The sequence below is a fragment of the Companilactobacillus suantsaicola genome (genome assembly GCF_004745525.1).
GTDB classification, from domain to species: Bacteria; Bacillota; Bacilli; order Lactobacillales; family Lactobacillaceae; genus Companilactobacillus; species Companilactobacillus suantsaicola.
The window spans coordinates 1-12,349 of the sequence record NZ_RKLY01000022.1 but is presented as its reverse complement, the minus strand read 5'-3'; the positions used below and the strand labels follow the sequence as shown (position 1 = coordinate 12,349).

Sequence of the window (12,349 nt, the reverse complement as noted above, 5' to 3'; positions counted from 1 at the left end):
GTGAACTCTAAATGAGTTCACTCCATTGAAAGTTTCAAATAATTACATAACGTGTAGAACGTGTAGGACAACACCGACAACGAACAAGCCAAGAATGATAACAATTGGAGAAACTTTCTTCTTTAGTAACCACATGCAGAATAATGTTAGTAAAAGAGCTGCTAAACCAGGAATCAATTGATCCAAGTTATCTTGCAAAGTTGTTACTTTGTGTGCAGTCAATGATAGACCACTTTGTTGTTGAAGCAAAGCTTCCTTGATACCTTGTGCACCTGAAGGGAGTTTTGACCAATCAATGTAAGCACCTTTAGCCAATTTAACGGTTGAAACTGTTGGTGTAAATTTAATAGTAACCCAACGGTTAATCAAGGAACCTAGGATAAACATACCTAGAATTGAAGCACCCTTTGTGATGTCTTGTAGAACACCACCAGAAACGTCTTCGGTAATCTTTGAACCGGCTTTGTAGCCAAGCTCTTGTGTATACCACATGAAAGCCATACGAATAGCATTCCATGCTACAAAGTAAATGATTGGTCCAAGAATATTACCAGTCATAGCAAGTGATGCAGCTAAAGCACCGATAATAGGCTTAACAGTGAACCAGAACACAGGATCACCAATACCAGCCAAAGGACCCATCATACCAACTTTAACACCTTGGATTGTAATATCATCGATAGGGGCACCGTTTGCACGTTCCTCTTCCAAAGCCATTGTTACACCAAGAATAGGTGAAGTTAAGTATGGGTGACAATTATAGAATTCCAAGTGACGCTTCAAAGCAGCGGCACGGTCTTCTTTTGTCTTATATAATTTTTTCAAAACTGGGATCAATGAATATGCCCAGCCACCGTTTTGCATACGTTCGTAGTTCCATGAACCTTGGAGGAATGTTGAACGCCACCAAACGGAGATTCTATCTTTTTTTGAGATTTTAACTTGATCTGCCATTTTTATGTTCTCCTCCCTTAATAGTTATCTATAATGTCGCCGACTGGATCACCGGTGTTGGAGGAACCTCCACCACCGTTTGAACCACCATTGCCACCTGATTTAGATAATTTCAAGTAGATGAGCGCCAATGAAACACCGATAGTACCAAGACCAATAAGTGTCAAATTTGTAACTGTTGCAAGTACGAAACCAATTGCAAAGAATGGCCATACTTCACGACTAGCCATCATGTTGATAACCATTGCGTAACCAACGGCAACAACCATACCACCACCGATTGACAAACCATCTGTCAACCAAGTAGGCATAGCATTTAGCATAGCCTTAACAGGACCAGCACCGATAGCTAGGATCAATGCTGCAGGGATAGCGATACGTAGACCTTGTAAACAAATAGCTACATATTGCCAGAAATCGATTTTTCTAAAACTACCTTCTTCGGCAGCTTTATCCATAATGTGAACAATACCAGTTGCAAGTGTACGAACAAGAATTGTTAGTAACAAACCAGCAACGGCCAAAGGAACGGCAATAGCAATAGCTGAACCGACACCTTTTTGTCCTTGACCACCAAGAACAAGAATAATAGCTGAAGCGACAGATGCCAAAGCGGCATCGGGTGCTACGGCAGCACCGATATTAGCCCAACCTAAAGCGATCATTTGTAGTGAACCACCTAGGATAAGGCAAGGTAACAATTGACCTGTAACTAAGCCGATTAAAGTACATGCGATAACTGGTTGGTGAAAGTGGAATTGATCCAAAATACCTTCCATACCAGCTAGGAATGATACTAAAACGACAAGAATAATCTGAATAGCATTTAATTGCATGATTATTAATCCTCCGTTTTATTTCTGAATAAAAATAACTCTTAAATTATTGTTTGTTCTTATCTAATTCTGCTTGAGCTTTCTTCATAATATTATCAAGATTGTCTTCAGAATCTGTTGGAACTTTACGTACATCAAATTTGATGCCTTGTGATTCCAATTTCTTAAATGTATCAATATCATTTTGGTCGAAAGCCAAAACTTTATTAGGTTGAACTTTACCAACTGAATGAGCCATTGAACCAACGTTGATTGTCTTCAATGGAACTCCCCCGTCAACTGCTCTTTCAACATCTTGTGGTGTTTCGAACAATAGTAGTGCACGTTCGCCACCAAAATGTTTGTCATCCTTAGCAATCTTAATCATTTGCTTAATAGGAATAACGTGTGCGTGAACACCAACTGGTGCAGCTTGCATGATCAATTGTTTACGAAGATCGTCTTTTGCAACATTATCTGAAACAACGATGATACGTGTAGGAACAACTGATTTAGACCATGCTGTAGCAACTTGTCCATGCAATAGACGTGAATCGATACGAGCAAGAACGTACTTCATTGAGCCAGGTTTACCACCTGAAACTGTCTTAGGAGCAGCTTTTGGTGCTGCAGTCTTTGGTTGTAATGATTCTGGACGAACTTTTACACCATCTTTGGCAGTTTCAATGATATGTGCAGCAATTTCATGTGCTGAGTTCATTGACATACGTGAAGCATAAGCTTCGATAAGCATAGGTAAGTTTAGACCAGCAACGATAGCCCACTTATCTTTATGTGCCTCGAACAAACCATTTACTTGGTTGAATGGAGTTCCACCCCAAAGATCTACTAGGAACAAAACTTGTTCTTGATCTTCAAGCTTAGAAACAGCTTCTTCCAATTTTGCCTTCAAATCATCAGGCCCCATGCTTGGTTGCAATGTTACGGATTGAACATCTTTTTGTTCACCGAAAATCATTGAACCAGACATCTTGATGCCGTCGGCAAAGTCACCATGGCTTGCAATAATAATTCCAACCATGTTTCATCCTCCTTATGTATTTACATTATTAAAGCGCTTACTTCGACTACCCTGTAGTAATCAAATTAAAAATTTATGAATAATATCTAAATAAACCGCTTTAATAGAGCTCACCCTTCATGTGAACCCTTACATAATATCATTTTTTCAGAAAAAAAACACCCCTTTTTATAAAAAAGTCTAGACCACAATTCAAATAAATAACTAATGGGTACTTTTGGCATTGTTTTTGATCAAATTGGCACTCAAATTAAAGCCGAAATATCAATAATTATGCTTAAAATCAAAAAAGATAATATTTTTAATGCAATTATTTTTAGGCATTTTTTAGTTAAATTGTGATATTTGAAAGCCTTCTTATTTTTACAATATTTTCAATGTTACCGCTAACAATCATTGAAACTTAGCTTAATTAGTGTCAAATATCCATTTCTTCATATTACATTTTCAATTGTTTTCTTTGTATAACATGATGATGTTTGACCTCAATAACGTTTTATGGATATAAAAAAAATAAAGATAGGCGTCGAATTTGCAGAAAATGGTCTATACCTTTATTTACGGATACTTTTTTGATTATAAAGCTTTCCCCAGACTGCCATTGAACTAATAACTGGAGCCAGGGTCTTACCAAACTCTGTTAATTGGTAGTCAGTCCGTAAGGGATCAGCTTGATAAATATTCTTTTGAATTATGCCATCTTTTTCTAAATCACTTAGTTGCAAAGCTAGCATCCTTCTCGAGCAATCTTTTAATTCGCGTTGCAACTGTCCAAAATGACAAACTTCCTTATTCAAAAGATGATAAATAATCACGCTCTTCCACTTGCCTGAGATAATTTGTAAGGTACTCTCTACTGGACAGCCCTCATTACAATCATAAATATGCCTTGGCATGTCTTCACTCCTCATCAATTCAACAATAAGATACCGTTTTTTTTAATTTGAAACAATAATTTGTGACTAGTAACAAAAATTTCACGATTGTTCAAAAGTTTCCTTCGATTAATACTTAGGACACAGGAGGAATTACTATGAAAGCAATCGGATTTAAGGAACACTTACCTATTCAAGCTAATAACAGTTTAATTGAATTTTCACTACCTAAACCTCAGGCTAAAGGCCATGATTTACTCGTCAAAATATCGGCTGTCTCAGTCAATCCCGTCGACGTCGGTGTTAGAAAAAATGGTTTCCATAAGCTTAAGCAGCCAAAAATTATTGGTTGGGACGCAGTTGGTGAAATCGTTGAAGTTGGTGCAGAAGTGACATTATTTCACACTGGTGAAAAAGTCTTTTACGCGGGATCGTTTGTTCGTCCTGGCAGTAACAGCGAATATCAATTAGTCGATGAGCGAATCACAGGACACGCACCTAAAAATTTGTCCGATGCTGAAATTGCCGCTATGCCACTAACTTCATTGACCGCTTGGGAAGCACTTTTCGAACAATTAGCTATTTCTACATATAATAAGGAAACGAATCACCAAAAGACAATTCTAATTATCAATGGTTCCGGTGGTGTAGGTTCAATTGCCACTCAACTAGCCCACTGGGCAGGATTAAAGGTTATTGCCACTGCCTCACGAGTACAAACTATTTCCTGGGTACGACAAAATGGTGCCGACTTAACGGTTAACCATCGGAAAAATTTGGTAACGGAAATTCATAATTTAGGTTTCACCTATGTTGATTTCATCATGGGGTTAAACGATTTAGATGGTCACTGGAACGAAATTGCTCAACTTATCAAACCGAGTGGCAAAATTGTCTCTATCACTGAAAACCATCATCCCATCGATCTCAAAAAATTGACTAAAAAACGTGCTAATTTTGCTTGGGAATGGATGTATTCAAAATCTTTTTATCAAACTCCTGATATGATAACCCAACATCAAATCCTCGAGAAAATTTCCCAACTTCTCGACCAAAAAATAATTCACAGTACCTTAACTAAAGAGTTATCCCCCATCAATGTTGATAATTTGAAAAAAGCCCATCAATTAGTAGAGACCAATCATATGATTGGTAAAGTCGTTATTAGTAATAATAAAATAACATCAATTTTATAAAAACATTTACACTAATTACTTGTGGATTTCTTCACAACTGTTAAAGTATAATATAGTTAAAGAAATCACAAAAGGAGTGGATATGATGAAAATTATCATCGCAGGTGCGGGTGCCATGGGTAGTCGCTTCGGAATTATGCTTCACAGAGGAGGCAATGACGTTACTCTAGTCGACGGCTGGCCAGCTCACGTTGAGGCTATTCGTCAAAACGGTTTAAAGGCTAACTTTAATGGTGAAGATATTACAGAACACATCCCCGTAATGCTTCAATCTGAGGTTAAGAGTGACACCAAAGCTGATTTGATTATTTTATTCACAAAATCAATGCAATTAGCTCAAATGTTACAAGACGTTAAACCACTTATCGCCGAGAACACAAAAATCCTTTGCTTACTCAACGGAATCGGTCACGAGGATACTATTGAAAAGTACATTCCAATGAAGAATATCTTCATCGGTAATACTATGTGGACTGCTGGTTTAGTTGGACCAGGTGAAGTTAAACTCTTTGGTAATGGTTCAGTTGAACTACAAAATCTTGGTCAGGATCAAGAAGATGCTGCTAAAGATCTTGCTAAAACTTTATCTGAATCCGGCTTGAATGCTAAATATTCTGACAATATTCACTATTCAATTTACCGTAAAGCTTGTGTTAACGGAACAATGAACTGCCTCTGTTCAATTCTTGATGTTAATATGGCTGAATTTGGTGCTACAAAACCAGCTCATGACATCGTTGTGACTGTCGTAAATGAATTTGCCGCCGTTGCTAAACATGAGGGCGTTGATCTTGACGTTAAGGAAGTCGTTGAACACGTTGAATCTTGCTTTGATCCTGATACGATCGGTAAACACTACCCTTCAATGTATCAAGATTTGATCAACAATCACCGTCTAACAGAAATCGACTACATCAATGGTGCCGTTTCTCGTAAGGGTAAAAAGTACAACATCCCTACACCATACTGCGACCTATTAACACAATTAATTCACTGTAAGGAAGATATCCTTGGTGCTAAATAACTAAAATTACAGGGGGTAATTGTTATGAACCAGAAATTAACAGCCAAAGTATTCTTAAACAAAATTTTATCAGGGACCGCTACCGGTATTATCGTAGGATTGATTCCCAATGCTGTTTTAGCTGCTATTTTAAAACTGTTCGGTAACAATCCTTTTGCTTTAGCCATTGGTCAAATGGCAATTATTTTTCAACTCGCTACACCATTATTAATCGGGGCTTTGATCGCCCTACAATTTGAATTTAAACCAATGCCGATGGTAGTTGTTGCCGGTGCTTCCTTTGTCGGTTCCGGGGTTATCAAATTTGATAGTAAAGCCCAAGCTTATATTGGAGCTGGTACTGGTGACATCATCAATACCATGTTGACCGCCGCTATTGCCGTTGGTTTAATTCTTTTGATCGGTAATAAATTTGGTTCCGTGGCAATTGTTTTAACGCCAATTGTCGTCGGTGTCGGTGCTGGATTGATTGGTTTCTACCTCTATCCATACGTAACTGACATTACCAAAGCTATTGGTGACGGAATCAATTCATTTACTAATTTACAACCAATTATCATGTGTATTTTAATCAGTTGTGCTTTTGCCGCAATTATCATTTCACCAATTTCCACCGTTGCTATCGGTATGGCGATCCAATTGAATGGTATCTCAGCCGGTGCCGCAGCGATGGGGGTTGCCGCAACAACCATTGTCCTAGTAGTTAATTCATGGAAGATCAACAAGCCTGGTGTTACTATTGCGATTGCTTTAGGTGCAATGAAGATGATGATGCCTAATCTATTCCGCAAACCTATCATCCTTATTCCTTGTTTATTGACCGCCGCAATTTCTGCCATTCCAGTAGCACTATTTACCGTGTCAGGAACTCCTGCTTCAGCTGGATTCGGACTAGTTGGTTTAGTTGGACCACTTGCCTCTATGGAAGCTGGTTTAAATATTTTACTAGTACTTATCAGTTGGTTAGTCGTTCCCGTTGTTGCTTCAATCGCTTTACAATTTTTGTTAGAAAAAGTTCTACATCTATATAATAGAAAAGACGTTTTCGAATTTCTTGGATAAGTAGAGAGTGGAACAAGAGCGTTCAGCTCCCGGAGGATAACGTAATTTCAGGAATTGCTCGTCGCATTTTGCGAGTGATTTCTGAAATTTTGTTATCTCGGAGGGAGTTGCTCTTGTGTAACTCGTTTCAGTTAGAGAGTGGAACAAGCCCGCTTAGACTATCTGGCTGGGCCTGGCTTATGTAACTCATTTCAGTTAAAAAAAAGAACCTTCAGATTTCTCTGGAGGCTCTTTTTATTTACTTAATTTTAACTTTAACAACTTCTTGATCTGCTTTAACAGTTTGATCCAAAACGTTGTACTTCATATAAGCAACTCCTGGCATGTTAGTAACAATGACCATCATATCGGTCTTCTTACCAGCATCGGTGATTTGCTTCAAATCAACATCGGCAATTTGGTCACCATGTTTGACAGTTTGGCCTTCAGAAACCTTGATGTCAAATGGAGCGCCCTTTAATTGAACCGTGTCGATTCCCATGTGAACTAGAATTTCCAAACCATTTTCAGTCTTAATTCCTAGCGCATGTTTAGTTGGGAAAATCGAACTGATTGTTCCATCAACTGGGGCAACAATTTTTCCATCAGTTGGAACGACCGCATAGCCATCACCCAACATTTTTTGAGCAAAAGTAGGATCAGAAACTTCTTCAATATCCTCTACTTGTCCGTTTGCCACGGCATAGAAAGTATCAGTTTCTCCAGATTTGAAATCACCGACTGGCTTTTCTTCTACTGGAGCTTTTTCTTCCTTGGTAGGAGCGGAAACAGTAGCATTTTCATCATACAATTTCTTCAAATTATCAGCGACAAATTGAACTTCGGTACCGACGATAATTTGGATATTAGTTTTATCCAAAACATTGATACCATTGACATTAGCACTCATGATCTGAGACTTATTAGCAAGTCCAGTGTCTTTTAATTGTAGACGCAAACGAGTAGTACAGTTATCGATCACACTAATATTATCGTGACCACCGATACCAGCATAAATCTTTTTAGCAGCAATCATATACTTATCATCTTTATCAGAAGTTGCTACTTCAACACTTGGAGCATTACTACTATCGTCTAGTGGTTCACGACCTGGTGTCATCAAGTTAAATTTCTTAATTGCAAAATCAAATACGAAGTAATAAATAAATGCCATCACAATACCTTGAACTAACAACATATAAGGTTTATTAGCAATTGGCATGTGGAAACTTAAAATATAATCAACTAACCCAGCACTAAAAGTGAATCCGGCTGTCCAATGCATAAATGCGGCAAACGCCATTGATAAACCAGTTAGAACAGCATGGATCACATATAGTGGCCAAGCGACAAACATAAATGAAAATTCCAGTGGTTCAGTAACACCGGTAAAGAATGAAGCGAAAGCACCAGCCATCATCAAACCAGCGGTTGTCTTCTTTCTTTCAGGTAGAGCATTCTTATAAATAGCTAAAGCACCAGCAGGAAGACCAAACATCATCACTGGGAAGTACCCAGCTAGATACATACCAGTTACACCTTTTGTTCCTTTATTGGCCCAGAAATTACCAATATCATTGATACCAGCAATATTAAATTCGAACACTTGGTTCAAAGCTTGATGCAAACCAGTTGGGATCAACAAACGGTTGAAGAATCCAAATAATCCAGCACCGACAGCCCCCAGACTGACGAAGAATTTACCAAAACTGATCAAAGCATTGTATAAAACTGGCCAAATGAATAGTAAGACTACTGAAACTAAGAGCATTACCAAAGTAGCCAAGATTGGTACAAGACGTTTACCACTGAAAAATGATAAAGCCATGGGCAACTTTGTTTCATGGAATCGATCGAACAAAGCTGCTGCAATTAGTCCGGCAACGATACCGATGAAGACATTCCCAGCAATCGCATTGAAAGCTGGATCGACTGCCTTCACATTAATACCTTTTAGTAAAGCAACTTGGTTGGGTGCTAAAACGTAAGTTGGAACAATGTATGCGACGACCCCTGCCATCGCAGCTGCTCCATCTTTAACTTTTGACATTCCGATTGAAAGTCCAATGGCAAATAACAATGCCAATTGACTTAAAATCGCAGTACCACCAACTTGTAAAAACTGTGACAAGCCCCAATTTTGTGGTAACCAGTGACCAATACCTTCAAGTAAAGCGGCAGCTGGTAAAACAGCTACTGGAAGTTGAAGGGATCGGCCCATCCGTTGAAGATAGGTTTTCATTTTCCTATTTTCCTCCTTGTGTGAGTAGAACATTTTTAACAAACCCTATGATACTGGTATACATTCAATGTTGCAAGAATTATATCCGAAAAATATGTGTCTGTAAGATTGTTAACCGCTTACATAAATGTAATTGGACTATACTACCAATAAAATGGTATACTCCAAATTTACGATTTGTATATTATTAGAAATATTTAATTCAGATTATAATATTGACATGATATAGAATTCTTGTTATCTTTAGCTTACGCAAAATTTGAGGGAGTGACATTTTAACTGAAAACGAAACTTTTTTATTTCTTACATCGGATTCGAAGCTGAGTTGGCACATTACTTTTTAGCAATGCGCTTTTTTTAAACCCAAAATTCAAGGAGATGTAAATTGAAACCTAAACCTTATCAGATAGGCTTTGACAAATTAAAAGAAATATATAAGACAAATGACTTAACTAAAGGACTTACTAGCCAAGTTGCTGAAAAGCGGCTGCTTGAGGATGGTCCTAATAAATTAGAATCACATAAGACGCCAAAATGGAAAATGTTTTTACGCCAGTTCAATAATATGGTGATCTACGTGTTGATTGCATCAACCATTATCACATTATTAATGGGACATTATTCCGATTCGATCATTATCGGTTTAGTAGTCGTCATCAACGCTATCATCGGCTACTACCAGGAAAGTAACGCTTCAGATGCTCTAGAAAAAATTAAACAGATGCTTTCAATCGAAGCAACAGTCTACCGCGATGGTCAAAGAAAAGACATCCCTGCTGAAGATTTAGTCGTTGGTGATACAGTTTTCTTAGAAGCTGGTGACAACGTGCCGGCCGACCTAAGAATTATTAACTCTGACAACCTTCGCATCCAAGAGTCCGCTTTGACGGGTGAATCCAATTCGGTTGAAAAAACTGAACTCGCTTTATCCAATGAAGAGATTCCTTTAGCCGAACAAACCAACATGGCTTTTGCCTCTACTGCGGTCACTAATGGTAGTGGTACAGGATTAGTCGTTGCCACTGCAGGTGCCACAGAAATCGGAAAAATCTCCCAAGAAGTTAGTGCCGTTAAACAACGAAAGACGCCACTGATGGCAATTATTGATAGTCTAGGGACACGTGTTTCCTACTTCATCGTAATCGCCTCAATCGCTATCTTCATCATCGGTCTACTTTTTGACACCTACGCTTTACCGGTCTTAGCTTTAGCCGTCGTGGCCATGATGGTTGGTGCTATCCCCGAAGGAATGCCAGCAACAACTTCAGTTATTCTAGCCAAAGGTGTTAGTGATATGGCTAAAAAGCAAAACACCATCGTCAAAACTTTGCCTGCGGTTGAAACACTTGGTTCTGTCGACGTGGTGGCAACTGATAAAACTGGTACTCTAACTAAAAATGAAATGACCGTCACTGATATTTTGATTGACGATTCAGAATTGCAAGTTAGTGGAACTGGCTTTGAACCAACTGGTCAAATCACTCACAATGGTCAACCCGTTGAAATAAATCAGAAATTGCGGTTACTTTTGGAAGCTGGCTATTACGCTAACGATACTGAGTTAATTAATGAAAATGGTCAATGGACAATCAGTGGTGAACCGACCGATGGTGCCTTCTTAACGCTTTATCACAAAGTATTCCCATTTGATGAAAAACCACACTACCAAGAATTAGATATCTTACCTTTCGACTCGGATTATCGCTACATTGGTAAAATTGTTAAGAACGACCAAGACGAGCGAATCCTTTTCGTTAAGGGTGCTCCTGATAAACTCTTGGAAATGGCTAAAACTCAAGATAGTAATTTCAATTACGATTATTGGGTTCAAAAAGTTGAAACTTTCTCTAAAGAAGGTAAACGTGTCATCGCTGTTGGTTTTGAAAAAGAACCTGACAATACTGACGAAGTAACTCACGAAATGATCGTCGATGGCTTGAACTTCTTAGGTTTGGTTGCTATCATCGACCCTCCTCGAGAAGAAGTTATTGAATCACTAAAAGTTATGCGTAGTGCTGGCGTTGAAGTTAAGATGATTACTGGTGACAACGCTATTACCGCCAAAGCTATTGGTGAAAAATTAGGCTTGGCTGACGAGATCCATGCTATCACCGGAACTCAATGGGATGCTTTAACTGCTGATGAAAAAATTGCTGCCGCTAATGACAATCAAGTCTTTGCTCGTACCACTCCAAGTAATAAACTAGAGATCATTGAAGCTCTTCAAAAAGATAATAAAGTTACTGCCATGACTGGTGATGGTGTCAACGACGCCCCTGCCTTGAAAAAAGCTGACATCGGTGTGGCTATGGGTATCAAAGGTACCGACGTGGCGAAAGATTCAGCCGACATGATTTTGACTGATGACAACTTTGCAACTATGTCTTCCGCCATCAAGGAAGGTCGCCGGATCTTCGACAATATCAAGAAAAGTATCCTCTATCTTCTACCGATTTCATTCTCTGAAGGTTTGATCGTTGCCTATGCTATTTTGACTAAACAAGAGATCCCGCTTCAACCGAGTCAATTGTTATGGATCAACATGGTTTCGGCAATTACGATTCAATTTGCTTTGATTTTCGAACCAGCTGAAGACGGCATTATGAAACGTAAACCTCGTAAAACCGGTAGTAAATTAATGAACCGACATGATGTTTTCCAAATGACCTATGTAGCAATTTTAATTGCTGCTGTCAGTTTGATAATTGATATTTTCCTACGGAGTCGTGGTGTTAGTGATGTAATCTCTAGCACAACTATGGTGAACACTTTGATTCTCGGAAAAATTTTCTACCTATTCAATATTCGAACTCCAAAATTAGCTCTATCTAAAGAACTGTTCTCCAATTCAAAAGTTTTCGTCTTCGTTGGCTTAATGATGATCTTGCAACTGATTTTAACTTACGTTCCTTTCATGCAAGCAATCTTTGCAACTGGACCGATTTCTATGTTGGAATGGGGTCTGGCAACTGCTGCCGGTGCAATTGTTTTACTTGTCACAGAAATTGATAAAATCATTCGTCTAAAACTGAATAGATAACAAAGAGTTCGGGACATAACTCCCGATTCTAAAAAAACACGATAGAAATTTCCATAAAATATGGAATTCCTATCGTGTTTTTTTGGTATTCAGTTGGATATGATAATAATCTTGCCAACT

9 protein-coding genes are annotated in these 12,349 nt (G+C 38.4%); 4 read left to right on the top strand and 5 right to left on the bottom strand.

Annotated features, from left to right (window positions below; translation table 11 throughout):
* Window positions 1-42: 42 nt before the first annotated feature.
* The 4 genes from EGT49_RS08640 to EGT49_RS08625 form a co-directional block, all read right to left on the bottom strand.
* Window positions 43-954 carry a PTS system mannose/fructose/sorbose family transporter subunit IID gene (locus EGT49_RS08640; RefSeq protein ID WP_135373493.1) on the bottom strand — a complete coding sequence of 304 codons (912 nt, stop codon included), beginning with the start codon at window positions 952-954 and terminating at the stop codon, window positions 43-45.
* Between the two features lie 17 nt (window positions 955-971).
* On the bottom strand, window positions 972-1,790 hold the full coding sequence (locus tag EGT49_RS08635) for a PTS mannose/fructose/sorbose transporter subunit IIC (protein ID WP_135373491.1): 819 nt from the start codon (window positions 1,788-1,790) through the stop codon (window positions 972-974).
* A gap of 46 nt (window positions 1,791-1,836) precedes the next feature.
* Window positions 1,837-2,811 (bottom strand): PTS sugar transporter subunit IIB, encoded by a 975-nt coding sequence (locus tag EGT49_RS08630; protein WP_135373489.1) that lies wholly within the window; start codon window positions 2,809-2,811, stop codon window positions 1,837-1,839.
* A 554-nt stretch (window positions 2,812-3,365) separates the two neighbouring features.
* Window positions 3,366-3,707, bottom strand: a complete 342-nt coding sequence (locus EGT49_RS08625; RefSeq protein WP_135373487.1) for a winged helix-turn-helix transcriptional regulator — start codon at window positions 3,705-3,707, stop codon at window positions 3,366-3,368.
* Between the two features lie 137 nt (window positions 3,708-3,844).
* On the opposite strand from EGT49_RS08625, the gene EGT49_RS08620 reads away from it, so the two are divergent.
* The 3 genes from EGT49_RS08620 to EGT49_RS08610 all read left to right on the top strand — a co-directional run bounded on the left by EGT49_RS08620 (window position 3,845) and on the right by EGT49_RS08610 (window position 6,968).
* Window positions 3,845-4,882, top strand: coding sequence for a zinc-binding alcohol dehydrogenase family protein (locus EGT49_RS08620; protein WP_135373485.1), 1,038 nt, complete (start codon window positions 3,845-3,847; stop codon window positions 4,880-4,882).
* An 85-nt stretch (window positions 4,883-4,967) separates the two neighbouring features.
* Window positions 4,968-5,906 carry a 2-dehydropantoate 2-reductase gene (locus EGT49_RS08615; protein WP_135373483.1) on the top strand — a complete coding sequence of 313 codons (939 nt, stop codon included), beginning with the start codon at window positions 4,968-4,970 and terminating at the stop codon, window positions 5,904-5,906.
* Window positions 5,907-5,930: 24 nt separating this feature from the next.
* Window positions 5,931-6,968 carry a PTS sugar transporter subunit IIC gene (locus EGT49_RS08610; RefSeq protein WP_135373481.1) on the top strand — a complete coding sequence of 346 codons (1,038 nt, stop codon included), beginning with the start codon at window positions 5,931-5,933 and terminating at the stop codon, window positions 6,966-6,968.
* Window positions 6,969-7,206: 238 nt separating this feature from the next.
* Here EGT49_RS08610 and nagE read toward each other — a convergent pair whose 3' ends face one another.
* Window positions 7,207-9,189 carry an N-acetylglucosamine-specific PTS transporter subunit IIBC gene (nagE, locus tag EGT49_RS08605; RefSeq protein WP_135373479.1) on the bottom strand — a complete coding sequence of 661 codons (1,983 nt, stop codon included), beginning with the start codon at window positions 9,187-9,189 and terminating at the stop codon, window positions 7,207-7,209.
* A 385-nt stretch (window positions 9,190-9,574) separates the two neighbouring features.
* Between nagE and EGT49_RS08600 the strand changes: the two genes are divergently transcribed.
* Window positions 9,575-12,229, top strand: a complete 2,655-nt coding sequence (locus tag EGT49_RS08600) for an HAD-IC family P-type ATPase (RefSeq protein ID WP_135373477.1) — start codon at window positions 9,575-9,577, stop codon at window positions 12,227-12,229.
* Window positions 12,230-12,349 lie beyond the last annotated feature (120 nt).

Coding starts and splice junctions, on each gene's coding strand:
- EGT49_RS08640 (WP_135373493.1), bottom strand. CDS start 954: ATGGCAGATCAAGTTAAAATCTCAAAAAAAGATAGAATCTCCGTTTGG.
- EGT49_RS08635 (WP_135373491.1), bottom strand. CDS start 1,790: ATGCAATTAAATGCTATTCAGATTATTCTTGTCGTTTTAGTATCATTC.
- EGT49_RS08630 (WP_135373489.1), bottom strand. CDS start 2,811: ATGGTTGGAATTATTATTGCAAGCCATGGTGACTTTGCCGACGGCATC.
- EGT49_RS08625 (WP_135373487.1), bottom strand. CDS start 3,707: ATGCCAAGGCATATTTATGATTGTAATGAGGGCTGTCCAGTAGAGAGT.
- EGT49_RS08620 (WP_135373485.1), top strand. CDS start 3,845: ATGAAAGCAATCGGATTTAAGGAACACTTACCTATTCAAGCTAATAAC.
- EGT49_RS08615 (WP_135373483.1), top strand. CDS start 4,968: ATGAAAATTATCATCGCAGGTGCGGGTGCCATGGGTAGTCGCTTCGGA.
- EGT49_RS08610 (WP_135373481.1), top strand. CDS start 5,931: ATGAACCAGAAATTAACAGCCAAAGTATTCTTAAACAAAATTTTATCA.
- nagE (WP_135373479.1), bottom strand. CDS start 9,189: ATGAAAACCTATCTTCAACGGATGGGCCGATCCCTTCAACTTCCAGTA.